The sequence below is a fragment of the Arenimonas daejeonensis genome, from assembly GCF_007993735.1.
Classification (GTDB): Bacteria; Pseudomonadota; Gammaproteobacteria; order Xanthomonadales; family Xanthomonadaceae; genus Arenimonas; species Arenimonas daejeonensis.
In genome coordinates this window covers 1,941,382-1,965,488 of record NZ_CP042453.1, presented here as the reverse complement: position 1 = coordinate 1,965,488, position 24,107 = coordinate 1,941,382, and the positions used below count along the sequence as shown (strand labels likewise).

The window sequence follows — 24,107 nt, the reverse complement described above, 5'->3', positions numbered from 1 at the left end:
CTCAGGGCTGCACGACGGTCACCGTCGCCGGCACCGCACGGCCCACGCCACGCAGCTCGGGCCGGTACATGTCCTCGGCCTGCGGCGACGGCACCACGTAGGTACCCGGCGTCACCGCCCGCACCAGGTAGAACAGGCGAGCCGGCTGGCCGGCGTACAGCTTGACCGCGGCGACGTAACGGTCGTCGCGGTATTCCTCGTGCAGCAGTTGGGCCGCGTCGCCGCGTTCGCCCAGCGAGGTGCCGTCGATGCTGACGTCGCTCCACTGTTCCGGATCGGTGAGGTTGAGGTTCTCGACCTCCAGGCCGGCCGGCAGCAGGTCCACCACCAGCGCGTCCGGCATGGCCTCCCGCGCCTCGATGCGCAGCGCCGCCACCAGCACCTGACCTTCCTTCAGCGGGCCGGGTTTCCAGGCCGTGCCGTCGGGGTTGTACCAGCTGCGCTGCACGCTGACCTGCTTGTCGTCCGGCGCCGGTGCCGCACGCGGCACGCCGGCGACGTCCACGCTGGCGAACACCGGCGCTTCGGCCTGCGGCGTGTAGCGCACGCCGGCATTGAGGTCGCCGATACCGAAGTCGCGGCTGAACAAGCGGTCGGCGCTGAGCGCACTGGTTTCGCCGGCGATCGCGAGCTGGCCGGAGAAGGTTTGCGCACTGTCGTTCGACAGCGCCTTGCCCAGCCGCGCCAGCGCGATCTGTTCCTGGGTGCTGAACCAGCTGTAGCGTTCCGAACTCCGCGCCTGCAGGTCGCGCGACAGCGCCAGCAGGCGGTCGTCCTGCGGCTTTCCGGTGCGGCCGTTCTCGCGCAGCAGGGCCAGCATCAGGGCCTGGTCGCGCACCTCCGACCCGTAGTCGCCGAGCCAGCGCGGGCGCATGTCCTTCTTCGCCAGCGCCTCGGCGATCGCCTTCGCGCCGCGGGTCTCGTCACCCTGCAGGGCCAGCGCCAGGCCCAGCTGCAGCAGCGGCAGCCCGGTGCGCGACTTGCTGCGTTCGTTGTCGTACAGCGCGCGAAGCGTGCCCAGCGGCGCCCGGTTCACCTTCGCCAGCACGTAACCGGCCTGTGCGCTGTAGGCGAAGCGCAGGTGGTCGGACTCGTCATAGGCGTAGAAGGGCACGCCGCCCGTCAGCAGGTCCTCGTTGAGGCGCTCCAGCGTCTTCTGCAGCATCGCCTCGGGCACCGCGAAGCCGGCCTCACGCGCGCCGAGCAGGAACTCGGCGATGTAGGGCGTCAGGATCGCCGCAGCTTCGTTGCCGCCCCACATCGAGAAGTGGCCGTTCTCGGTCTGCAGCGCCGCCAGTCGGCTGAAGGCGCCTTCCAGGCGCTTGCGGCGGGCTTCTTCATCCAGGCCCGGGAACCCCATGCGGCGGGCGCTGTCGGCATCCAGCAGCAGCGCGGCATAACCGCGGGTGGTGGTCTGTTCGACGCAGCCGTAGGGGTAGTCAAGCAGGTCCTGCAGCGCGCGTGCGAACGGCAGCGGCGGCACGGCGGTGACGGTCAGGCGGGCCGACACGGTGCCCGGCATCAGGCCGGCCGCCAGGTCGCTGCCGAGTGCCAGTGTCGCACCGGGATCCAGGCTCTGCGCGCGCGAACGCACGATGCCGCTCCAGGCCGCGCGCACCGGCACATCAAATTCGCGGTTGACCGCGAAGCCGCCGCCTTCGACCTTGAGCCGCAGTGTGCCCACGCCGAAACCTTCGGTGCCGCTGAGCGGATAGCTGAGCGTGGTCTTTGCCTCGGGGTCCAGGCTCACCGTGCGCTTTTCACCGGCCACCGCGATCGGGCCGGTCGTCTCCAGGCTCACCACGAACTCGCCGGCGGCGCCGGTGTAGTTCTGCAGGTCGAGCGTGACCGTGCTGCGATCACCCGGCGCCAGCGCACGCGGCGCGCTGACCTCGGCCAGGATCGGCGCGCGCAGGATGCTTTCGCTGCTGCCCTGTCCGTACATCTCGTCGTTGAAGACCAGGGCCGACACCCGCAGCGTGCCGTTGAAGTCGGGCACGTGCACGTCCACCTTGGCATTGCCCTGGGCGTCGAGCTTCACCGGGCCGGAGAACAGGTCCACGGTCAGCACGCGTGCCGTCGGACGCCGCGCCTGCGGCAGCGCCGCCAGCGCCATGTCGCCGCCGAAACGCAGCGTGGCCGCCTCGCCTTCGAAACTCTCGATCACGCGGCCGTAGAGGTCGCGCGCGTCCACGCCCAGGCGCCGCTGTGCGAAGAAATGTTTCGCCGCATCGGGCACCGGGAAACGGGTGATGTTGAGGATGCCGACGTCCACCGCCGACACCGTCGCCCAGGCGGTCTTGCCGGCCAGGGCCGGCGCGGACAGCGTCACCGGGAGGTCCTGTTCGGGACGTGCCTGTGCCGGCGCGGTCACGGTGACCGGCACCGTGCGATCCGCGCGGTCCATCGGCACGTGCGCGACACCGACGGCACGCGCCGGCGTCACCTTCTCCACCGCCGAGCCGCCACGGAACACCAGGGGCGGTGATGTAGACGTCGTGGCGCTCCCAGTCTTCGGTGACTTCAAGCTCGTAGGTCGCACCGGGCTTGGCGTCCAACGGCTGCACGTGCAGAAGCTGGTCGGTCTCGACCACCAGGATGCCGGGGCCGGGCTGGGGCGGCGTCACCGTCACCTTCAGCGTGTCGCCGGCGCGGTAAGCGGTCTTGTCGAGTGCCAGCTTGACCTTGTCGGGGCGCGCGTCGAGGCCGCGGTTCTGGTTGTCCCAGCTCCAGCCGGCAACGAAGGGCAGCCGCGTCAGCAGGCCGGTCTGCGGGTCGGTGATCTCGAGCCGGTACTCGCCCCACTCCACCGGCACGTCGAAGCGCGTGCCGCCGTCGGCGCGGCTGGCCACGGTGCGGGTCTCGATGGTTTCGTAGCGCGTGCTGTAGTCGTAACCCCAGCCGCCGGAGTCCTGGCGCCAGTGGTAGTCGCGCAGTTCGCGCACCAGGCTGACCTTGAGGTCGGCCGCGGCGCTCAGCGTGCCCGCGGCGTCGCTGCGCAGCAGCTCGAAGCCGGCAACACCGTTGGCGGGCGCGCCCTCCTTGAGGTCGAACAGCGGCCGCACGCCGACCAGCTGTGCCGCAGGCCAGATGCTGCGCTTGAGGCTGCGGCTGACCGGGCGGCCGCCACTTTCATAGACACTGCCGGTGACCACCACCGCCACCGGCGCACCGATCGCGGAGGTTTCCTCGGGCAGGGCGATCTGCGTGCGCAGGCGGCCGTTTCCGGCCAGCGCTTCGTCCACCACGTCCTTGCCGTCTTTCGGCAGGGCCACGGTCGGGTCGCCGAAATAATGGTCGGGGAGTTTTTCCACCGGATGCTGGTCGGCGGCGACCGCCAGGCGGGCGGTGAAGCGATTGCCCGCGGCCGGTGCGCCATAGAGGTAGGCCGCGTCGACATCGAGCGTGAGCTTCTCGCCGGGCCGCAGCGTGGCCTGCGCGCTGGACAGCTCCAGTTTCATGCGCTCGGGCAGGAATTCCTCGATGCGCAGCGACATGCCCTGCACCACTTCGGCGGCGCCGGGCGCGGTGCGGAACTCGACCTGCCAGCGGCCGGTAGGCACGTCGGCCGGCAGCGCCTGGCTCCAGCCGTAATAACCGCCCTCGCCGGGCGCGAGCCGGGTTTAGGAACACCTTGCCGTCGGGCTGCTTGAGGCTGAGGAACAAGGGCTGCGCCTTCACCGCACGGCCGTCATGGTCGCGCATCAGCGCCGAGAGGCGCACCGTCTCGCCCGGCCGGTACAGGTCGCGACCGGACCAGGCGAACACGTCGAACCAGGCCTGGGTCCGGCCCGCCACCGCGAACTCCGACATGTCCAGCGCCGGCTGGTTGAAGGGCAGCAGCGACACATCGGCGCCGTTGCGCGCGACCAGCACGTGGCTGGCGTCGAGTTTGTAGGCCACGCGCGCGTTGCCGCTGGCGTCGGTCTCCGCCTTGGCCACCACCTCGCCCTGGCGGTTCAGGATTTCAGGGCCACGTCGCCGGCCGCGTCGCCGCTCTTGAGCGAGGCCGTGTGTACGAACACCTGCTCGCCGTAGGCGCGCAGGTGCAGGCCGATGTCGCTGATGAAGAAGATCGCCGTCTCGTAGTCGTCGCCGTAGGCACCGACCCGGCGCAGCAGCGCGAAATACAGGCCCGGCTCCTGCAGCTCGGCGATGTTCTGCACCGGCAGATAGCTGAGTCGGCGCTCGTTCTCACCACCCCCAGCACGAAACGGTTGAGATAGACCGAGTCGGCGATCTTGCTGATGGCGATGCGGTCCTGCCATTCGCTGTCGCCCAGCTCCCAGCCGCCGCGACGGCCGCCACGCTGGTAACCGACGAAGAAGTTCGCCACCTCGCTGTCGCGCACGCGCAGGAATTCGACATCCACCTCGGGCACGTTCACCGACACCACCGGCAGGCCGCGGGTGTCGCGCGCCGGCAGCACGCTGCCCTGCGAGGCGAAACCGACCGCAGGCTCCACGGGGCCGGTGTTGACCTTGCGGGTGTCGTCCTTGCCCAGCGTCTTGCCATCGGCCGCGGCGAGCCCCGCGCGCAGCAGCACCGAATAATCCTGGCTGGCCTCGACGTAGGGGAAGTGCAGTGTCTTCGCCTCGTCATCGAGCACCCAGCTGCCCTTCACCGCTTCGCCCTTGGCGCCGGTGACCACCAGCAGCTCGTCGAAGGACTGCCCTGCCGCCAGCGGCTGCGAGAACTCGAGTTCGATCGCCAGCTGGCCCTCGTGCGTGCCGCGCCCGGCGGCGGTCAGCGCGAAGCCCTCCACCTGCGGCCTCGCGTCGACCGCGCCGCCCTGCAGTTCCGGCACTTGGCCTTCGTCGCGTTTGCAGCCGGCGAAGGCCAGCACGGCGAGCATCAGGAAAAGGGGCGCCGCGACGCGGCGGATCGACGATTTCATGATCATGGCCAGCTCCCGGGGGATGCGGCCAGTATAGGTCGGCGGCCGTGACGGCAAGCCGCCACGGATTCATCCCCGGGGAACGGTCACCGCCCGGCGGATTTATTGACCGCCGGCGATCGGCAGCCTGGCGGCCTGCAGGGTGGCGGCGGCGACCTTGTCCACCGGCGTCATGCGCAGCACCATGTCGGCCATGTCCAGGCCCATGCCGGCGTTGCGCGAACGCATCATCGACGCCAGGTCCACGTCCACATAGCCCATCGGCTTGCCGTGCTGGTCGAAGGCCAGGCCGGGCACGCCGTCCACCAGCAGCCGGAAGGCGGGCGTGCGGGTTTCGCCCAGCACCAGGCCCGGGCGGAACACCGGCACACCGCCCCACTCGTCCGAAGTACGCAGCAGCGAATAGAACACCATGCCGGGCTCGGCCTTCACGCCATTGGCCAGGTCCACGAAATCGAGCTTGCCAGACGGATTGCGCAGGCGCAGCCAGGCCAGGCCGAGTTCGGCGTCGCGGGTGACCAGGTCCGCGGGCAGCCAGTCCTCGCTGTCGGCCAGGCGCACGCGGAAGTCACTGGACTTGGCCACCGGCGCCGCCTGACCGGGCGTGGTGTTGCCGAAGGTGCTGAAGTCCAGGCTGACCGAGCGGTCGGGCACGATCATCAGGCCGTCGTCGCTGACCAGCACCGCCTGGGTACGGTCCTCGATGCGCTGCTCGCTGCCCGAGTTGGTCACCGACATCACGAACTTCACGGTGACCACGGCTTCGGCGTGCTGTTCGATCAGCTCGCGGTAGACGGGCCGGTAATCCTCCACGTCAGCCACGTCTTCGGCGGCGGACACGGCCGGCGCCAGGGCCAGCAGGGCGCAGATCAACAGCGGGCGGACCAGGGTCATGGAGTCTCCGTGAGCCAGTAGCGTTCGAGGTAGAGGATGCGGGTTTCCGGGCCGCGCAGCACCTGCAGCGGGATCACGCTGCCGTTGCCCTTGGCCAGCGCGGTGTCTAGCGACCTGGCCAGGCCGGCCAGATCGCGCACCGGTTCATTGCCGAGGCTGATGATGATGTCGCCACCCTGCAGGTGCGCGAGGCCGGCGGGACCGCCGGTTTCGACGCCGTCCACCACCACGCCAGCCTGGCTGGCCGGCAGGCGGCGCGCGGCGCGGTCGTAGAAACCGAACTCGCGCAGCTGCGCACGCAGGCGCGTGAGGGCCAGGGTGCGCAGGCCAGATGTGTTGACCGGCGACTCGCCCAGGGTGACCGCGAAGCTCTGCGTCTTGCCGTTGCGCAGCGCGGCGAATTCGGCGCGGCTGCCGATGGGCAGGTCGCGTACGCGCTGGTGGTAGCCGTCGTCCGAATTTTCGTTGGCCGCGCGCAGCGGCTCGCCGTCGATCGCGGTCAGCAGGTCGCCGACCTCGGCGCCGGCCGCGGCCAGCGGACTGCCGGGATAGACGCGGGTGATGCGGAAACCGGATGCCGCCAGGCCGAGGTCGCGCGCCAGCGAACTGGTCACCGGCTGCACCTCGACACCGGACCAGGCCTTGGGCAGCTCGGGCAGCGGCGTGCGCACGCGGTCGCCGTGGATCGGCGACAGCAGGGCGAGCCGCTGTTCGGCTTCGCGCTGGAATTCGATCACCAGCGGCTGGCCGTCGCCGGAAGGTTTGCCGGCCACGGCTTCCAGTTCGTCCAGGCTGCGCACAGGTTTGCCGGCCACGCGCAGGATCAGGTCGCCCGGGGCGAGTGCCGGGCGGGCAATCGCCGCCGGGCCACCGGGGCGGATGCCGGTGACCAGCAGGCCCTCGGCATCCTCGAAATTGCGGCGCCGGCCCATGGCCGGCGTCAGTTCCGACAGCGACAGGCCGAAGGGTTCGAAGGCGCCCTCGTCGCCACGTCCTTCCGGCTGCGACTCGGCCACCAGGCGGATCTCGCGACGGCGACCGTCACGGTCGATCGCCAGCTGCACGCGCTGGCCGATCGGCAGCTCGGCGAAACGTCGCTGCAGGGCCGGCACGTCCACCGGCTGCGGCGCGCTGACGGCCGCGCCGTCCAGCGCCAGGATGCGGTCGCCGGCGCGCAGTCCGGCCTTCTCGGCGGCCGAACCACGCTCGACCGCGTTCACCAGCACGCCTTCGCTGTAGCCGGTGCCCTTGAGCGAACGCAGGCGGAACCCGAACTGCGCGCGTTCGATGCGGCCCTTGGCGATCAGGGCACGCACCACTTCACCGGCATCGGGACCGGGAATGGCGAAGGCGAGGTCGCCGCCGAAGATCATGCCGCGGGTGTTCACGCCGACGATGCGGCCGCTGAGGTCCACCAGCGGGCCGCCGGAGTTGCCGGGTGCGATCGCCGCGTCGTGCTGGATCCAGGCGTAATAGCGGCCCGTGGGCTCGTCGGCACCCAGGCGGTCTTCGTAGTCGGCCTCGTCGTCGAACAGCGACACCAGCAGGCGGCGTGGATTGTTGACCACGCCCGCGCTCATCGAATTGGACAGGCCCCAGGGCGCGCCCATGGCCAGCACGGTATCGCCGGGGCGCAGGTCGAGCACGTCGGCGAAGTCGGCGTGCGCGAATTTTTCCGGCCTGGGCGGAATCGCCTGCAGCACCGCCAGGTCGGACAGCGTGTCGGTGCCGACCAGACGCGCCGGCAGTTCGCGGCCGTCGGCGAACACCACCCGGAAGCTCTTGCCGTTCTGGGTGACATGGGCATTGGTGGCGATGTGCCCTTCCGGCGACACCACGGTGCCGCTGCCGCTGGAGACGCTGAGCACGGGCTCGCCCTGCTGGTAGTCCTGGCGCACGTTGAGGATGCTGACCACCACCGGCAGCACGCGGTCGCGGGCTTCGGAGATGCGGGTGGTGTCGCTGTCGCGCACCGCCTGGGCCGGCGACTGCGGGCTGGCGGACAACAGGGCAGGGACAACACGGCCATCCAGGCCGCGGCGGGACGGGTCGGGCGCATGCCGCTCTCCAGGGGGATTCCGGCCTTAGGGTACAGGCCACGCGGATGGTTCCGCGCGGCCCGCCGGCATCAAGCCTCCGGCTGCGGCTGCGAGGGCTCCGTGACGGCGACCGCGTCGTCGTCGGCGACCTCGACCTCGACCTCGATCACGTCCACGCGCTCGACAGCGATCAGCTTCTCGTCCTCGGCCACGCGCATCAGGGTCACGCCCTGGTGTTGCGGCCCACCTGGCTGACCTCGGCGGCGCGGGTGCGCACCAGGGTGCCCTGGTCGGAGATCAGCAGGATCTCGTGCTGTTCGGTCAGCTGGATGGCGCCGACCAGCTCGCCGTTGCGGTCGCTGGTCTGCATCGCGATCACGCCCCGGTGCCGCGGCCCTTGCGCGGGAACTCGGCCACCGCGGTACGCTTGCCGAAGCCATTTTCGCTGGCGGTCAGGATATCGCCGTCGCCGTCCACCACGATCATGGACACGACCTTGGCGCCCTGCCCTTCCTCGTCTTCCTTCAGGCGCATGCCACGCACGCCGGTGGCGGTGCGGCCCATCGGACGGACCTCGGACTCGTCGAAACGCACGGCCTTGCCGTTGCTGGCGAACAGCATCACGTTGCGCTCGCCGTTGGTCAGCTGCACGTCCACCAGGCCGTCGCCCTCGTCGAGGTTGATGGCCCAGATGCCGGTCGAACGCGGGCGCGAGTAGTCACTCAGCGGGGTCTTCTTGACGGTGCCGTCGCGGGTGGCGAAGAACGCGAAGTGCCCTTCATCGAACTCGCGCACCGGCAGCACTGCCTGCACCTTCTCGCCTTCCTGCAGCGGGATCCAGTTGATGATCGGGCGGCCGCGCGAGTTCGGGCCGGCGTCGGGCAGCTGGTAGACCTTGAGCCAGAACACGCGGCCGGTGCTGGTGAAGGTCAGCAGGGTGTCGTGCGTGTTCACCACCCACAGGCGGTCGATGAAATCCTCTTCCTTCACCGCGGTGGCCGAGCGGCCCTTGCCGCCGCGCTTCTGCGCGCGGTAGGTCGTGAGCGGCTGGCGCTTGGCGTAGCCGGCGTGCGACAGCGTCACCACCACGTCCTCGGACTCGATCAGGTCCAGGATGTCGAGGTCTTCCTCGCCCGGGCGGATCTCGGTGCGGCGGGCGTCGGCGTATTCCTCGCGCACGTTGCGCAGCTCGGTGCGGATCACCTCGAGCAGCACGCCCGGGTTCTCCAGGATCTCGATCAGGCCGCGGATGACCTCGAGCAGTTGCTTGTACTCGTCGGTGAGCTTTTCCTGCTCCAGGCCAGTGAGGCGGTGCAGGCGCATCTCGAGGATCTGCTGCGCCTGCGTCTCGGTGAGCTGGTAACCGTCGGCCACCAGGCCGACGCCGGCCGGCAGGTCTTCCGGACGCGAGGCTTCGGCGCCGGCGGCGGCCAGCAGCGCGCCGACCAGGCCGGGCTGCCAGGTGCGGGCCAGCATGCGTTCCTTGGCCACCACCGGGTTCTCGGAGGTCTTGATCAGCTCGATCATCTCGTCGATGTTGGCGAGCGCGACCGTCAGGCCCTCGAGGATGTGCGCGCGGGCGCGGGCCTTGCGCAGGTCGAAGATGGTGCGGCGGGTGACCACCTCGCGGCGGTGCCTGACGAAAGCCTCGAGCATCTGCTTGAGGTTGAGGATCTGCGGCCGACCGTCGACCAGGGCCACCATGTTGATGCCGAACACCGACTCCATCGGCGTCTGCAGGTACAGGTTGTTGAGCACCACCTCGGCCGAATCGCCGCGCTTGACCTCGATGAAGATGCGCATGCCGTCCTTGTCGGACTCGTCGCGCAGCTCGCTGATGCCCTCGAGCTTCTTTTCCTTCACCAGCTCGGCGATCTTCTCGATCAGGCGCGCCTTGTTCACCTGGTAGGGCAGCTCGGTGACGATGATGGCTTCGCGGCCGTTGTCCTCGTTGACCTCGACGTCGGCCTTGGCGCGCATGCGCACCCGGCCGCGGCCGGTGTGGTAGGCGGCGTGGATGCCGGCCGAGCCGTTGATGATGCCCGCGGTCGGGAAATCGGGGCCCGGCACGTACTGCATCAGGTCGCCGATGCTGGTTTCCGGGTCGTCGATCAGGGCGATGGTGGCGTCGATCACTTCGCCCAGGTTGTGCGGCGGGATGTTGGTGGCCATGCCGACCGCGATGCCGGCCGAGCCGTTCACCAGCAGGTTCGGGAAGCGCGACGGCATCACCGTCGGCTCCTGTTCCTTCTCGTCGTAGTTGGGCTGGAAGTCGACGGTGTCCTTGTCGATGTCGGCCATCAGCTCGTGCGCCAGGCGCGACATGCGCGCCTCGGTGTATCGCATGGCCGCGGCGGAGTCGCCGTCGACCGAGCCGAAGTTGCCCTGGCCGTCCACCAGCAGGTAGCGCAGCGAGAACGGCTGCGCCATGCGCACCAGGGTGTCGTACACCGACTGGTCGCCATGCGGGTGGTACTTGCCGATGACGTCGCCGACGATTCTCGCCGACTTGTAGTAGGGCTTGTTGCTGTGCGCGCCCAGCTCGTTCATCGCGAACAGGACGCGGCGGTGCACGGGCTTGAGGCCGTCGCGGACATCCGGGAGGGCGCGGCCCACGATCACGCTCATGGCGTAGTCGAGGTAACTCTTGCGCATCTCGTCTTCGAGGTTGACCGGGATGATTTCCTTCGCGAGATCTGCCATTCGTGCTTCCGTGTTCGACGTTCGGGCGGGTGCCGCGACCAGGGTCGCAGGCAGGGCTTTCAGGGACGGAAAATCATACCAGAAACCAGCCCGCGACGGGCCAGTCTAGAGGCCGGAAAACAAGCACTTAGGCCTTATTTTGATGTCCGAAGACAGCGGCCATGCGGGCCGCGTCCGGGGCGGTCACCACACCGCGCTCGGTGACGATGGCGTCGATCAGTCCGGCCGGGGTCACGTCGAATACCGGATTCCACGCCGCGACCCCCTCGGCGACCGTGCGCGTGCCCGCCACGGCCAGCAGTTCGGCCGGGTCGCGCATCTCGATATCAATGTCTTCGCCGCGTGCGGTCGCCATGTCCACGGTCGAGGACGGCGCGACCACCATCACCTTCAACCCGTGGTGGCGGGCGGCGATGGCGTGCGAATAGGTGCCGATCTTGTTGGCGGTGTCGCCGTTGGCGCAGATGCGGTCGGCACCGACGATCACCCACTGCACCGCGCCGGTCTTCATCAGGTGCGCGGCCGCACCGTCGGCGATCAGGGTGGCCGGGATGCCGTCCTGCAGCAGTTCCCAGACCGTCAGGCGCGCGCCCTGCAGCCAGGGCCGGGTTTCGCTGGCGTAAACGCGCTCGATGCGGCCCTCGGCCACGCCGGCGCGGATCACGCCCAGGGCGGTGCCGAACCCCGCGGTGGCCAGCGAACCGGTGTTGCAGTGGGTCAGCACGCCGCTGCCGGGTGCGATCAGGGCGGCGCCCAGCGCGCCCATGGTGCGGTTCGCGGCCAGGTCTTCGGTTTCGATCGCCGTGGCTTCGGCGGCCAGCACCGACAGCCAGTCGCTGCCGGCACCGGCCAGCACGCGCCGCAGCCGGGCCAGGGCCCACATCAGGTTCACCGCGGTCGGGCGTGCGGCCTTGAGCCGGTCCAGCGCGGGGCCGAGCCTGTGCAGCGCCTCGGCACCATCGGCCGCCTGGATGCCCTGCCCCGCCAGCACCGCGCCCCAGGCCGCGGCGATGCCGATCGCCGGCGCGCCGCGCACCACCAGGTCGTGGATCGCACGGGCCACGGCATCGCTGTCGGTGCAGTCCACCATCTCCACCACGAACGGCAGCCGGCGCTGGTCCAGCAGGGCCAGGCGGTCGCCGTGCCAGCGGATCGGGCGGATGCGGTCGTAGCGGTCGAAGTCCATGCGTGTGTCCGGGGTCGTCAGGCCGCCGAGTTTAGCAAGGCGCCCCGGCGGGCCGCCGCGTTATGCTCCGGCCATGAGTGCCCGCCCCGCCCGCGCCACGCCCCGCAAGACCGCCGCCTTCGACACCGGCATCGAACCGATGCTGCACGCCGCCTGCGTCAAGGCCGGCGCCGGCGCCGCCCTGCAGGTCGGGCTGGACCGCGTGCCTTTGCTCAAGCCCTTCCTGCCCGCCCGGGTGCGCAGTGCCGGCACCAGCGAATCGGCCGAAGACATCCAGCGCAAGCTGGTGCAGGCGATCTATCGCCGCTACAAGCTCAAGCCCGCGGGCTGGGAAATCGAGGGTGTGCTGGCCGTGGCCCAGACCCAGGCCGTGCTCAGCCCGCTGGCCACGCGCGAAGGCCTGCGCGGCCTGCTGAACGGCTGGGTGCCGGCGGCGGTCAGCACGCCGCTGATGCGCTACACCCCGCTCGAACCCCTGGTCACCGCCACGGTGCGTGCGGTCGCCGCCACCTGGGCCGCGGGCCGTTACGCCGACAGCGTCTGCCGCCTGCGCAAGGCGGGCGCGGACTGGTTGCCGGCGCCGCTGGCCGGCGCGCTCAACCTGGCGCCTTCGACGCTGAAGGCCTGGAGTGCGGAAGCCCTGGCGCTGGCGATGCCGCCGCTGAAACTGGCCAGCGCGCTGGGACGGCAGTTGGGCAAGGTGGTGGCGCCGGCGCCGAGGAAACCGGCGCCGGCGCGCAAACCCGTCCGGAAGCGCACCCGGAAATCCGCCGATCAGTAGACGACGAAGTCGGCGCGGCAGCCGCGGTCGACCCAGATGCCGCGCGGGGTGAATCCCCAGTGCTGGCGGTAAGTGCAATCGCCGCGGCTCAGCCGACGCTGGATGTCCACCGACTCGATCCGCCCACCCTGCACGGGGCAGAAGTACTCGCGGTTGCCGATCGACTCGCAGCGCACGATCCGCGGCGCCGGGTCGGGATGTCCGTAGCCCGGTCGACCGTCGTAGCGACTGCCCACTTCGAACTGCGCGCGGCAGCCGTCGGTGACCCAGATGCCGCGGCGATCGTAGCCCCAAGTGCGGCCTTCGATGCAGGGGCCGCGCGAATTCGACACCTGGCGTACCAGGCGCACGCCGCCTCGGGTGTCCATCGGGCAGTACCGGTCGCGGTAGCCGTCGGAGTTGCAGCTCACCACCCACGCGTCCGGAGGGTGGTTGCCATAGCGGTCATCAGCCTGGGCCGACAGCGGCAGCGCGAAGGCGACCGTGGCGAAGGCAACAAGGGCGGCGGCTGGGCGGTTCATGGCGGTTCTCCGTGACGTCGGCCCCACGGGAGCCGCACGGAGAAGAAATCTAGGGACTGAAGGATGAATCGCCGGGCAACCCCGGCCGACCGGCGACGGCGCGCTTACCCGTGATTCATGCCCGGTCGAACGGGAAAGCGAGCACGTCACCGATTTTTCGGTGCCCAGCAGCGCCATCAGCAAGCGATCCACGCCCAGGGGCGACACCCGCGCAGGTGGGCAGCTTCGGCAGCGCGGCCAGCAGGCGTTCGTCCAGCGGCGGCAACGCGGCGTTGCGGGCGCGACGGCGCTCGAGGTCGGCTTCGAAACGCGCGCGCTGTTCGGCCGGGTCGGTGAGCTCGTGATAGCCATTGGCCATTTCCAGCGGGCCCAGGTAGGCCTCGAAACGTTCGGCCACCGGCGGGTCGCCGGGCCGGATCTTCGCCAGCGCGCACTGGCTGACCGGGTAGTCGTACACCAGCAGGATGCGGCTGGCGGGAATGCTGGGCTGGATCAGGTGGGTCATCAGCAGGTCCAGCCAGTCGTCGCGCGTCAGGCCCTTGGGGTCGATGCCGAACACGCCCAGCGGCGAGCGCAGTTCCGACTCCGGCGCGGTCATCGGGTCGAAACCGAACTTGTCCTGGTAGAGCTGGCGGAAACTGGTGTCGCGCACGGTGGCGCGGCGCCCGGCAAGGGCCAGCGCGGCTTTGAGCAGTTCGGCGGTCTCGTCCATCAGCTGGTGGTGGGTCCAGCCGACCCGGTACCACTCGAGCATGGTGAACTCGGGGTTGTGGCGCTTGCCGGCCTCGCCGTTACGGAACACGCGGCCCAGTTCGTAACAGTCACCGACACCGGCCGCGACCAGGCGCTTGAGCGGGAACTCGGGTGAGGTGCGTAGCCAGCGCAGCGGTTCGCCGGCGGTTTTCGCGCCCTCGAAGCGCAGGTTGAAACTTTCGATGTTCGGGTCGGTGTTGCCGGCCGCCGACAGGATCGGGGTCTCGACTTCCAGCACCTTGCGCTCGGCAAAGAAACGCCGGATCAGCGCGTACAGTTCCGCGCGCAGGCGCAGGGCCTTGGCGTTCGCGGTGGGTTTCCAGTCCTTCATGGCCGCCATTGTGCGCCTCCCGCACCGACGGGACAGGACGTCGGCCACCTTTCAGGTTTCGTGCCCGTTCAGGATCCGTGCGCTTCCAGGAAGGCCAACAGCTCGGCCTCGTCCCAGACGCGGATGCCCAGCTCGTTGGCTTTCTCGAGCTTGGAACCGGCCGCTTCACCCGCCACCACGAAGCTGGTCTTCTTCGACACGCTGCCGGCCACCTTGGCACCCAGCGCCTGCAGGCGGTCGCCCGCCTCGTCCCGGCTCATGGCCGAAAGCGCGCCCGTCAGCACCACGGTCTGGCCGGCCAGCGGGCCCTCGGCGGAACGCTGCGGCGGGCCTTCCGGCCAGTGCACGCCGGCCTCGCGCAGCGCCTGCACCACTTCGCGGTTGTGCGCCTCGGCGAAGAAGCCGGCGATGCGCGCGGCGACGACCGGGCCGACGTCCGGGATCTGCACCAGGGTGGCCTCGTCAGCCGCCAGGATCGGATCGAGCGCGCCGAAATAACGCGCCAGGATGCGTGCCGTGCTCTCGCCGACATCGCGGATGCCCAATGCGAAGAGCAGGCGCTCCAGCGTGGTGGCCTTGCTGGCCGCGATCGCCTCGACCAGGTTCTCCGCCCACTTCGTGGCGACCTTGCCGGCCTTGACGGTCTCCGGCACGGTGCCGTCGCGCTCGTCGGCGCGGCGCTTCATCTCCAGGAAGTCGTCCAGGCGCAGCCGGTACAGGTCGGCCACGGTCTTCACGTAGCCGAAATCCACCAGCGCCTCGATGAAACGTTCGCCCAGGCCCTCGATGTCCATGGCCCGGCGCGAGGCGAAATGGATCAAGGCCTGCTTGCGCTGCGCCGGGCAGAACAGGCCGCCGGTGCAGACGATGGCGGCGCCCTCGGCGTATTCGATGCCGCCGGCCTTGGTCTGCTTGAGCACCTTGCGCACGGCTTCGGTGTGCGAGCCGCAGGCCGGGCAGTTGGCAGGGAATTCGTAGGGACCGTGCAGCGGCACTCCCTTGGCGTCGACCGGGCGTTTTTCGCCAATCACACGCACCACTTCCGGGATCACGTCGCCGGCGCGGCGCACGATCACGGTGTCGCCGACGCGCACATCGAGCCGGGCGATCTGGTCGGCGTTGTGCAGGGTCGCGTTGGTGACGGTGACACCCGCCACCTGCACCGGCGCCAGCCGCGCCACCGGCGTCAGCGCGCCGGTGCGGCCGACCTGCACTTCGATCGCCTCGACCGTGGTCAGCTGTTCCTGCGCCGGGAACTTGTGCGCGATTGCCCAGCGCGGCGCGCGCGAGACGAAGCCCATCGCGTTCTGCTGGTCATGGCGGTCGAGTTTGTACACGACGCCGTCGATGTCGTAAGGCAGCGTGTCGCGGCGCGCGCCGATCTTCGCGTAGTAGTCGAGCAGGCCTTGTGCACCATGCGCCACGCCGACCTCGGGCGACACCGGGAAGCCGAAGGCACGCAGCGCCTTGAGCATCTGCGAATGGCGGTCCGGCAGGTCCCAGCCCGAGACCACGCCCAGGCCGTAGGCGTAGAACGCCAGCGGCCGCGCGGCGGCGAGTTTCGGGTCCAGCTGGCGCAGCGACCCGGCGGCGCCGTTGCGCGGGTTCGCCAACACTTTGCCGCCGGTTTCACGCATGCGCTGGTTATAGGCTTCGAAACCCGCGCGCGGCATGTAGACCTCGCCGCGCACCTCCAGCACCGGCGGCGCATCGCCGCGCAGGCGCAGGGGAATGGCCTTCACCGTGCGCAGGTTCGCGGTGACGTCCTCGCCGGTGGCGCCGTCGCCGCGGGTGGCGCCGCGCACGAACACGCCATCCTCGTAGCGCAGGCTGATCGCCAGGCCGTCGAGCTTGGGTTCGACCGAGAAGGCCGGCGCCACTTCACCCAGCTCGCGCACGATGCGCTGCACGAACTCCTGTACTTCCGCGTCGCTGAAGGCGTTGTTGAGCGAGAGCATCGGTTGCTCGTGCCGCACTTCCTCGAAAAACGGCAGCACCGCGCCGCCGACCCGGCGCGTGGGCGAGTCCTCGGTGGCCAGCTCGGGATGCGCGGCCTCGATGGCCTGCAGTTCGCGCACCAGCGCGTCGTACTCGGCGTCCGGGATCGCCGGGTCGTCGAGCACGTGATAGCGGTGGTTGGCGTCTTCGATCTGGCGGCGCAGCGATGCGGCGCGCGCGGCGGGCGTGCTCATCGCGGCCTCAGCGGGTGGTGCGCAGGTCCCACTTCTGCTGCTTGCGGTCGTAGTTGCGCAGGTCTTCGCGGATGTGGGCGATGCGCTGGCGGCCCAGGGCATTGCGCTCCTCGTCCAGCAGCACGCCGTCGAGCAGCTCGGCCATGCGCTGGGCGGTGGGCAGCATCGCGTCCCAGGCGTCAAGCGCCGACAGCGGGCCCGGCAGCGCCATGAAGAAGCTGATGCCCGGCGTGCGCAGGTCCTGGATGTGGGTCATGTCGAAGGATCCAGGCTTGACCAGGTTGGCGACGCTGAACACCGGGCCCTGCTCCGGGTGGTTGTCCACCAGGCGGTGGAAGATGTTCATGTGGCCATAGACCAGGCCGGCTTTCTCGGCGGCGACCACCAGGTCCGGGCCGTGCAGCGCCTGGCCGGCACGGGCGGCCAGGAACAAGCTGACCACCTTGTCGAAATTCTCGTCTGGACGGGCGCCGGGCAGCGGTGCCGGCGCCGGACGGCGGTCGGGCACGTCCTCGCCCGCCAGGGTCTTTTCCAGCAGGTCGAGTTCGGACTGTTCGATGCCGGCGGCGCTGTCTTCGGGGTCGGCGTCGGCTTCCAGCAGCTCGCGCAGGGTCGGTTCCTGGCGCCCGCTGCCGGAGTCGGCGGAACGGGACGGGACGCGGCGCTTGCCCTGCTCGCCGGACTTCCGGCGGCTGGTGTAGAGGATGACCGCGAACAGGATCAGGGCGGCCGCGCCGATGGCGATGCGCAGCAGCGCGGTGTCGCTGAGTCCGTCGAACATGGCGCCTCTCCCTGTGTGCCGTCACGGCCGCGGGGGCGGCCCTGCGGAATGATGCCCGATTTCGGCGGCGCGGTCAGGCCGCGCCGACCAGCCGGGAGGCCTCGGCCAGGTCCACCGAGACCAGGCGGCTGCAGCCCGGTTCGCGCATGGTCACGCCGGACAGCTGCTTCGCGGCCTCCATCGTCGCCTTGTTGTGGGTGACGAACAGGAACTGCACCTTCTCGCTCATCTCGGTGACCATGGACGAGAAGCGGCCGACATTGGCCTCGTCCAGCGGCGCGTCCACCTCGTCGAGCAGGCAGAACGGCGCCGGGTTCAGGCGGAAGATCGCGAACACCAGGGGCCACGGCGGTCAGCGCCTTCTCGCCGCCCGAAAGCAGGGAGATGTTGGACACGCGCTTGCCGGGCGGGCGGGCCATGATCGACACGCCGGTGTCGAGCAGGTCTTCGCCGGTGAGCTCCAGGTAGGCGTGGCCGCCGCCGAACAGGCGCGGATACAGCTCCTGCACGCCGGCATTGACCCGGTCGAAGGTTTCCTTGAAGCGGCCGCGGGTTTCCTTGTCGATCTTCTTGATCGCGCCTTCCAGGTGTCCAGGGGCCGAGGTGAGGTCGGCGTTCTGGGCGTCGAGGTAGGTCTTGCGTTCGCTCTGCTCGCCGTATTCCTGGATCGCGGCCAGATTGACCGGCTCCAGGCGGCGCATCTTGGCGTCGATGTCGGTCAGGGTCTTCTGCCAGCCTTCGACGTCGGCCTTTTCGGGCAGCGAGGCCAGCACCTCTTCCAGCGCCAGGCCAGCGGCCGCGACGGCTTCCGAAAGCTGGCCGGCGCGCAAGCTCAGGGCCTGCTCTTCCATGCGCCGCGAGGAGATCGCCTCGCGCTGGGCCAGCGCCTGCTGGTCGCGCTGCTGGCGGGTCTGTTCGTAACCGCGCATCTCGGCCTCGATGCCGTCCACGGTGGAACGGGCCGCGGCCAGGTCCTTCTCGACGATGACGCGCTGGTCGAGCGCGGCCTGGCGTTCGGCCTGCAGGGCCACCACCGGCGCGTCGCCGTCGGCGAGCTGGGCCACGAGTTCGTTCAGACGCACTTCCAGCTGCGCTTTCTGGTTGCCCATGCGCGCCAGCGACTGGCTCAGCGCGACCACGCGGGCGCGCTGCGATTCCAGCGACAGCGCCAGCTGGTGCGCCGCCTCGCGGGCTTCGCGGGCGGTGTTGCGGGCGGCGTCGCGGCCTTCGCCCAGGCTGCGACGCTCGGCGTCCAGGCGCTGGCGTTCGGATTCGAGGTCGCCCATTTTCGCCACCGCCTGCTCCAGGCGCGCGCGCGCCTCGCGGGCATTGGCCTGGGACTCTTCCAGCGTGGTGCCGAGCGTGGCCAGTTCACCGTCGATGCGTGAAACGCGCGCCTGTGCGGATTCGAGGCGGCTCTGCTGGCCCTGCAACTGGCCGGCGAGTTCGGACACGCTGCGGTGCGCCAGATACAGCGAACGCTGCGCGTCCTCGCGGTGCTGTTCGGCCTCGAGCAGCTTGTCGCGCATCGAGGTCAAGGCTTCGTTGAGCTGCTGTTCCTTCTTCGCCAGCGCTTCGATTTCCGCGCGCAGCGACTGGATCTCGCGTTCGCGGGCCAGCGCACCCTGGTGGGCGTCGCCGCTGCGCAGCACGCGCAGCCAGCCGCCGCCCAGCCATTCGCCGCCGCGGGTGATGACGGCTTCGTTTTCGCCGAGCGACACGGCGCGTGCGGCGGCCGCATCGTCGGCCGCATGGATGTTCGCCAGCAGGCGACGCACCGCATCGGGGCCCTGCACCTTGGCCGCCAGCGAACCGGCGGGCACGTTGATGCCACGATTCTCGCCACTGACCAGCGCGACGCGACCCTGGCCGAGGCTGGCCAGTGCATCCAGCCAATCCGTCGGCGCATCCACGGTGACGGCTTCGAGCAGGCTGCCGAGCACGGTTTCGACCGCGGTTTCCCAGCCGGCCTCGACCTGCAGCGCTTCGCCCAGGCGGGCGTTGTCGGCGATGCCCTGGGCCTTTAACCAGTCCAGCGCGACGTTCTTTTCCTGACCCAGCGCGGCGTGCTGCAGCGCTTCGAGCGAGGACAGGCGGCCACGCGCGGTCTGGCCCTGCTTGCGCACTTCGGCCAGTTCGGACTGCTGCTGGCGCTGCTGTTCCTGCAGCGCGGTCAGGGCGGCCTTGCGCTGCTCGAGCGTCTGGCCCAGGCCATCAAGGCCGGCCTTCTGGCTGTCGTGGTCGGCGGTCAGGCGCGCCAGGGCTTCGGTGATCGCACTGGTGTCGAGCCCGGTGCGTTCGTTGGCCAGCGCTTCGCGGCGGCGGCCCGCGTCCAGCGCCTGCTTTTCCAGGTATTCGATCTTGGTGCGCTCGACCTCGGCCCAACGCGCGGCTTCCGCCTGCGCCTTGGCATAGGTGTCCCAGCGCTGCTGCCAGTCGTGCAGCGCGGTTTCGGCGGCCTTGAGCGCCTCCTGCCGGCCGGCGTCTTCGGCGCGCAGGGCTTCGAGCTTGGGATCGGCGACGGCAATGGCGTTGTGCAATTCGCCCATCTGGCGTTCGTCGCCGCTGATGTGTTCGCCGATCTGGGCGAAGGCGGCGTCGGCTTCGGCGCGCGCGGTTTCCAGGCGCTGGCGCAGTTCCTTCTGGTGCTGGATCTGCTGTTCGATGCGGGCCAGTTCGCCGCCGACGCGATAGACCTCGGCCTGGGCCTTGCCCAGGCGTTCGCTGGCTTCGCCATGCTGGCTGCGGCAGGCCTCGATCTGGGCCTCGGCCTGGCGCTGATCGGCCAGCAGGGCCTGCAGCTTGATCTCGTCCTGGGTCAATGAATCATGCAGCGACTTCAGGTCGGCGTCGTAACGGCGGAATTCCAGCGCCTTGAGCTGCGCGTCCTTGTTCAGGCGTTCGGCCTGCAGGGTCTGGTACTGCTCGGCGGCGCGGGCCTGGCGCTTGAGGTGTTCGAGCTGCTTGTCCACTTCCTCGCGCAGGTCGTTCAGGCGCTCGAGGTTCTCGCGCGTGCTCTTGATACGCGATTCGGTTTCCTTGCGGCGCTCCTTGTACTTGGAGATGCCGGCCGCCTCTTCCAGTACACGCGCAGGTCTTCGGGCCGGGCCTCGATGATCTGGGAAATCATTCCCTGTTCGATGATCGAGTAGCTGCGCGCGCCCAGGCCGGTGCCGAGGAACAGGTCGGTGATGTCGCGGCGGCGGCAGCGCGCGCCGTTGAGGTAGTAGTTCGACTGGCCGTCGCGGCTGACCGAGCGTTTGACCGAGATTTCCGCGTAACGCGCGTACTCGCCGCCGATGCTGCCTTCGGAGTTGTCGAAGATCAGTTCGACCTGGGCCTGGCTGACCGGCTTGCGCGTGGACGAGCCGGAAAAGATCACGTCGGTCAGCGAATCACCGCGCAGGCGGCTGGCCGAACTTTCGCCCATCACCCAACGCACGGCATCGATGATGTTGGACTTGCCGCAACCGTTCGGACCGACGACGCCGGTCATGTTGGTCGGCAGGTGCAGCACCGTGGGATCTACGAAGGATTTGAAGCCGGACAGCTTGATGGTGGAAAGGCGCATTCGTCGGGGTTCTCAAGCAGCCGGCCGAGCCGGCCGGCAACGGAGCGCTTTCGCGCCCCACCGCAGGGTCCAGGGAAGCTCGCGAACGGGTCCGCAGCCATTGCCAAGTGATTGATTCCATTGGCAGAGCGCGGTCCCCGGCACGCAGCCGTGGGGCAGTATAACAGCGGCCGCCGGGGCGCCTAACGTTCCCTTTCCCTGCTGCCGGGCCCCTCCACTTCCCCTCCCCTGCTTGCAGGGGGAGGCCGGGAGGGGTGGAACTTCGGAGCCAGGACTCACCCCACCCCAACCCTCCCCTGTAAACAGGGGAGGGAGTCAAGCCGCTTCGGCGGGCGTCCGGGCCTGGATGGAGAGCGCGTGGATATCGGTCTCCATCATCGTGCCCAGGGCCGCATAGACCCGCCGATGCCGTGCCAACGGCGCCAGGCCGGCGAAGGCCTCGCTGACGATGCTGACCGCGAAATGGCCACGCCCGTCACGGGCCCCGGCGTGGCCGGCATGTTTGTGGCTCTCGTCCACGACCTCCAGCGACACCGGCTGCAGGGCCGCCTGCAGGGCCGCGCGGATGGCGTCCGGTCGCTGTTCGCGGGCCAGGCTCATGGCAACACCGGCTTGAACGGCATCACGTCCACGCGGGAATAAACCCCGGTGGCAATGTAGGGATCGGCATCAGCCCAGGCCTGTGCCTCGGCGAGCGAGCCGAACTCGGCAACGATCAGGCTGCCCACGAAACCCGCCGGACCCGGGTCGGCGGCATCGATCGCCGGCAGGGGACCGGCCAGCTTCAGCCGCCCCTGGTCGCGCAACGCTTCCAGCCGTGCCAGATGATCAGGCCGCGCCGCCAGGCGCGCCGCCAGGGAATGCTCACGATCCCGGCCGAGAATCACATACCACATCAGGTGCCGACTCCTTGTCGATGATGGCGAAGCAGGTGCAGACCCTTCCGCGCGCAATGCGCCAGGTCGCGTGTCTTGCGGCGCACACGATATCAAGACGCCACATGCGTGGGACACAACACGGGGGCTGGGCCAAATCCGACTGGGCAGGCATCATGCGGCATGCCTGAACGCTTGCATGTCCACCCGGTCAATCCCCAATCGCGCCTGATAGAGAAGGCCGCCACTGCCCTTACGGCGGGCGGGCTGGCGTTGATTCCCACCGATGCGGGCTACTCGTTGGTCTGGACCCTGAACGGGAAGGATGCCGAAGACCGGGTTTTGCGCCTGCGCGAACTGGACAGGCGCCACCCTTTCACCTTACTCTGTCGCCAATTGAGTGAGGCCGGCCGCCTGGCCCGGCTCGACGATCCGGCCTTCCGGCTCCTGCGATCGCTGACCCCGGACCCTGCACTTTCATCCTTCCGGCCTCCGCAGACCTGCCCAAGCGCATCAAGAACAGCGGCCGCAGCAAGCGCCGCGACATCGGCATACGCCTGCCCGACCACGTGGTCGCCAGGGCCTTGCTGGAAGCGGTGGGAGAGCCTTTGTTGTCGACCAGCCTGGTGCTGCCGGATGACGAACATCCGACCAGCCACGAGGCCGAAGGGTAGCCGAGCGCTGGTTGCGCTGGGCCGATGTGATGCTGGATGCCGAGGACTGCGAGCCCGGCCCCACCAGCATCGTGGACTGCACGGGCGATGAGCCCGTGGTGGTGCGCCAGGGTTTCCACCCGGTGGCGCTCTAGTCCGATCCGATCCGCGCACGTTCCGCACCATCCCGGCCCGGAGGGGGCCCGCTCGATGAGAGCCACACCGAACGCTGAGAGCCACCGATGAGCGACAACACCGCGCCCGAAGCGGAGCATCCGGCATTCCCCGTCCCGCCCCAGCAGCAGGAAATGCCGCTGGCGATGGTCCTGGGCCAGCCGGTGCTGCAGATGCCGCAGGACCTGTACATCCGCCGGACGCGCTCGAGGTCATCCTGGAGTCGTTCGAGGGCCCGCTGGACCTGCTGCTGTACCTGATCCGCCGGCAGAACCTGGACATCCTGGACATCCCGGTCGCCGAGATCACCCGCCAGTACGTCACCTACATCGACGTGATGCAGGAGCTGCGCTTCGAGCTGGCGGCCGAATACCTGGTCATGGCCGCGATCCTGGCCGAGATCAAGTCACGCATGCTGCTGCCGCGCCCGCCGGCCGACGAAGGCATCGAGGGCGACCCGCGCGCCGAGCTGGTGCGCCGCCTGCAGGAGTACGAGCGTTTCAAGAAGGCCGCCGAGGACATCGACGGCCTGGACCGCCTGGACCGCGACACCAGCGTGGCGCACGCCCACGTGCCCGAGCGGGCCGCGGTGAAGGTGCCGCCGCCGGTGGACCTGCGCGAGATGCTGCTGGCGCTGCGCGACGTGCTCAAGCGCGCCGAGCTGTTCACCCACCACGCGATCAAGCGCGAGGCCCTGAGTGTCCGCCAGCGCATGGGCGACGTGCTGTCGAAGCTGGGCGACGGCCAGTTCCACGGCTTCGAAAGCCTGTTCAACGCCGAGGAAGGCAAGCTGGGCGTGGTGGTGACCTTCCTGTCCATCCTGGAACTGGCCAAGGAACAACTGCTCGAGATCGTGCAGGAAGCGCCGCTGGCCCCGATCTACGTCAAGTCGCTGGCCGCCGGTGAAGGCGAAACCAGCGAAATCGATCTCCCCGAACCGACCTCGGACGGCGCCGACGCGCCGACCGTGTAAGCCCACCCAACCCGCGAATCCATGGACCAGACCCTGATCCGACAGATCGTCGAGGCCGCCCTGCTGGCCGCCCCGCAACCGCTCACCCTGGCCCAGCTGGCCGGGCTGTTCGCCGAGGACGAGGCGCCGCCGCCGGGCGCGCTCGAACAGGCCCTGGCCGACCTGCGCGAGGCCTGCGCCGAACGCGGCGTCGAACTGGTCGAGGTGGCCTCCGGCTTCCGCTTCCAGGTCAAGGCCGACGTGCATGCCTGGGTCGCGCGCCTGTGGACCGAACGCCAGACCAAGTACACCCGCGCCACGCTCGAGACGCTGGCGCTGATCGCCTACCGGCAGCCGATCACCCGCGGCGAGATCGAACAGATCCGCGGCGTCAGCGTCAATGCCAACATGATCAAGATGCTGGAGGAGCGCGAGTGGATCCGCTCGGTCGGACACCGCGACGTGCCGGGCCGGCCGGAACTGTTCGGCACCACCAAGACCTTCCTCGACTACTTCGGGCTCAGGAGCCTGGACGAACTGCCGCCGCTGGCCGAACTCAAGGACATTCCCGAGCTCGAGCCGCAGCTGCCCTTCGACATCACGCCGCCGGCCGTGGCCAGCGCCGCGATGTCCGGCGACGACGAGGACGAAGGTGAAACCGAAGGCGGCGGCCACCAGCTGGACGACGCCGATGCGGAAGACCCCGCCGGCGGCGGCCATCAGCTGGCCGGCGACCATGAAGACGACGACGGCACCGTCGGGACGACGACTGCCCTTTCCAACGATGAGGCCGGCGACACCGCC

14 protein-coding genes and 5 pseudogenes are annotated in these 24,107 nt (G+C 69.6%); 5 read left to right on the top strand and 14 right to left on the bottom strand.

The genetic code is table 11. The features are described 5' to 3' along the window. Nucleotide 1: 1 nt before the first annotated feature. The 7 genes and pseudogenes from FRZ33_RS09515 to mtnA form a co-directional block, all read right to left on the bottom strand. A pseudogene (locus FRZ33_RS09515) lies at nucleotides 2-4,903 on the bottom strand (alpha-2-macroglobulin family protein). Nucleotides 4,904-4,999: 96 nt separating this feature from the next. Further along, a complete protein-coding gene (locus FRZ33_RS09510; RefSeq protein ID WP_146909288.1) occupies nucleotides 5,000-5,791 on the bottom strand; it encodes a hypothetical protein in 792 nt (263 codons plus the stop codon). Next, nucleotides 5,788-7,797, bottom strand: a complete 2,010-nt coding sequence (locus FRZ33_RS09505) for a PDZ domain-containing protein (protein ID WP_146909286.1) — start codon at nucleotides 7,795-7,797, stop codon at nucleotides 5,788-5,790. The genes FRZ33_RS09510 and FRZ33_RS09505 overlap by 4 nt, the downstream gene beginning before the upstream one ends. 122 nt (nucleotides 7,798-7,919) lie before the next feature. Then, nucleotides 7,920-8,057 (bottom strand): hypothetical protein, encoded by a 138-nt coding sequence (locus tag FRZ33_RS17735; protein WP_425480585.1) that lies wholly within the window; start codon nucleotides 8,055-8,057, stop codon nucleotides 7,920-7,922. Next, nucleotides 8,054-8,200: a hypothetical protein gene (locus FRZ33_RS17730; protein ID WP_425480584.1), complete on the bottom strand. Its 147-nt coding sequence runs from the start codon at nucleotides 8,198-8,200 to the stop codon at nucleotides 8,054-8,056. The genes FRZ33_RS17735 and FRZ33_RS17730 overlap by 4 nt, the downstream gene beginning before the upstream one ends. Before the next feature lie 5 nt (nucleotides 8,201-8,205). After that, the gene (gene gyrA, locus FRZ33_RS09500; protein WP_425480583.1) at nucleotides 8,206-10,533 is read right to left on the bottom strand and encodes a DNA gyrase subunit A; all 2,328 of its coding nucleotides are present in this window, start codon (nucleotides 10,531-10,533) and stop codon (nucleotides 8,206-8,208) included. Between the two features lie 127 nt (nucleotides 10,534-10,660). After that, the gene (gene mtnA / locus FRZ33_RS09495; RefSeq protein WP_146909284.1) at nucleotides 10,661-11,719 is read right to left on the bottom strand and encodes an S-methyl-5-thioribose-1-phosphate isomerase; all 1,059 of its coding nucleotides are present in this window, start codon (nucleotides 11,717-11,719) and stop codon (nucleotides 10,661-10,663) included. Nucleotides 11,720-11,792: 73 nt separating this feature from the next. Between mtnA and FRZ33_RS09490 the strand changes: the two genes are divergently transcribed. After that, the gene (locus tag FRZ33_RS09490) at nucleotides 11,793-12,500 is read left to right on the top strand and encodes a hypothetical protein (RefSeq protein ID WP_146909282.1); all 708 of its coding nucleotides are present in this window, start codon (nucleotides 11,793-11,795) and stop codon (nucleotides 12,498-12,500) included. Here FRZ33_RS09490 and FRZ33_RS09485 read toward each other — a convergent pair. The 7 genes and pseudogenes from FRZ33_RS09485 to FRZ33_RS09455 all read right to left on the bottom strand — a co-directional run bounded on the left by FRZ33_RS09485 (nucleotide 12,494) and on the right by FRZ33_RS09455 (nucleotide 21,545). Beyond that, nucleotides 12,494-13,021 (bottom strand): DUF3011 domain-containing protein, encoded by a 528-nt coding sequence (locus FRZ33_RS09485; RefSeq protein ID WP_158637180.1) that lies wholly within the window; start codon nucleotides 13,019-13,021, stop codon nucleotides 12,494-12,496. The two genes, FRZ33_RS09490 and FRZ33_RS09485, sit on opposite strands and share 7 nt — an antisense overlap. A 115-nt stretch (nucleotides 13,022-13,136) precedes the next feature. Next, nucleotides 13,137-14,114: an EF-P lysine aminoacylase EpmA gene (gene epmA, locus FRZ33_RS09480; RefSeq protein WP_227977747.1), complete on the bottom strand. Its 978-nt coding sequence runs from the start codon at nucleotides 14,112-14,114 to the stop codon at nucleotides 13,137-13,139. A gap of 59 nt (nucleotides 14,115-14,173) precedes the next feature. Beyond that, nucleotides 14,174-16,297, bottom strand: a complete 2,124-nt coding sequence (ligA, locus tag FRZ33_RS09475) for an NAD-dependent DNA ligase LigA (protein ID WP_146909279.1) — start codon at nucleotides 16,295-16,297, stop codon at nucleotides 14,174-14,176. Between the two features lie 7 nt (nucleotides 16,298-16,304). Next, the gene (gene zipA, locus FRZ33_RS09470; RefSeq protein WP_146909277.1) at nucleotides 16,305-17,078 is read right to left on the bottom strand and encodes a cell division protein ZipA; all 774 of its coding nucleotides are present in this window, start codon (nucleotides 17,076-17,078) and stop codon (nucleotides 16,305-16,307) included. 73 nt (nucleotides 17,079-17,151) lie between these two features. Then, a pseudogene (gene smc, locus FRZ33_RS09465) lies at nucleotides 17,152-20,649 on the bottom strand (chromosome segregation protein SMC). 315 nt (nucleotides 20,650-20,964) lie between these two features. After that, on the bottom strand, nucleotides 20,965-21,249 hold the full coding sequence (locus tag FRZ33_RS09460; protein ID WP_146909275.1) for a BolA family protein: 285 nt from the start codon (nucleotides 21,247-21,249) through the stop codon (nucleotides 20,965-20,967). Further along, nucleotides 21,246-21,545: a YciI family protein gene (locus FRZ33_RS09455; protein ID WP_146909273.1), complete on the bottom strand. Its 300-nt coding sequence runs from the start codon at nucleotides 21,543-21,545 to the stop codon at nucleotides 21,246-21,248. The genes FRZ33_RS09460 and FRZ33_RS09455 overlap by 4 nt, the downstream gene beginning before the upstream one ends. 162 nt (nucleotides 21,546-21,707) lie before the next feature. Between FRZ33_RS09455 and FRZ33_RS17725 the strand changes: the two are divergent. The 4 genes and pseudogenes from FRZ33_RS17725 to scpB all read left to right on the top strand — a co-directional run. After that, nucleotides 21,708-22,198, top strand: a pseudogene (locus tag FRZ33_RS17725) (Sua5/YciO/YrdC/YwlC family protein). Between the two features lie 11 nt (nucleotides 22,199-22,209). After that, the gene (locus tag FRZ33_RS16930; protein ID WP_265468569.1) at nucleotides 22,210-22,332 is read left to right on the top strand and encodes a hypothetical protein; all 123 of its coding nucleotides are present in this window, start codon (nucleotides 22,210-22,212) and stop codon (nucleotides 22,330-22,332) included. 87 nt (nucleotides 22,333-22,419) lie between these two features. Beyond that, a pseudogene (locus FRZ33_RS09445) lies at nucleotides 22,420-23,324 on the top strand (segregation and condensation protein A). Nucleotides 23,325-23,345: 21 nt separating this feature from the next. Continuing rightward, nucleotides 23,346-24,095, top strand: a pseudogene (gene scpB / locus FRZ33_RS09440) (SMC-Scp complex subunit ScpB); the annotation flags it as partial. Nucleotides 24,096-24,107 lie beyond the last annotated feature (12 nt).

Coding starts and splice junctions, on each gene's coding strand:
- mtnA (WP_146909284.1), bottom strand. CDS start 11,719: ATGGACTTCGACCGCTACGACCGCATCCGCCCGATCCGCTGGCACGGC.
- ligA (WP_146909279.1), bottom strand. CDS start 16,297: ATGAGCACGCCCGCCGCGCGCGCCGCATCGCTGCGCCGCCAGATCGAA.
- FRZ33_RS09510 (WP_146909288.1), bottom strand. CDS start 5,791: ATGACCCTGGTCCGCCCGCTGTTGATCTGCGCCCTGCTGGCCCTGGCG.
- FRZ33_RS09460 (WP_146909275.1), bottom strand. CDS start 21,249: ATGAGCCTGGCCCGCGAACAGCGACCGGACGCCATCCGCGCGGCCCTG.
- epmA (WP_227977747.1), bottom strand. CDS start 14,114: ATGGCGGCCATGAAGGACTGGAAACCCACCGCGAACGCCAAGGCCCTG.
- FRZ33_RS09485 (WP_158637180.1), bottom strand. CDS start 13,021: ATGAACCGCCCAGCCGCCGCCCTTGTTGCCTTCGCCACGGTCGCCTTC.
- FRZ33_RS09455 (WP_146909273.1), bottom strand. CDS start 21,545: ATGTGGTATGTGATTCTCGGCCGGGATCGTGAGCATTCCCTGGCGGCG.
- FRZ33_RS09490 (WP_146909282.1), top strand. CDS start 11,793: ATGAGTGCCCGCCCCGCCCGCGCCACGCCCCGCAAGACCGCCGCCTTC.
- zipA (WP_146909277.1), bottom strand. CDS start 17,078: ATGTTCGACGGACTCAGCGACACCGCGCTGCTGCGCATCGCCATCGGC.
- gyrA (WP_425480583.1), bottom strand. CDS start 10,533: ATGGCAGATCTCGCGAAGGAAATCATCCCGGTCAACCTCGAAGACGAG.
- FRZ33_RS17730 (WP_425480584.1), bottom strand. CDS start 8,200: ATGCAGACCAGCGACCGCAACGGCGAGCTGGTCGGCGCCATCCAGCTG.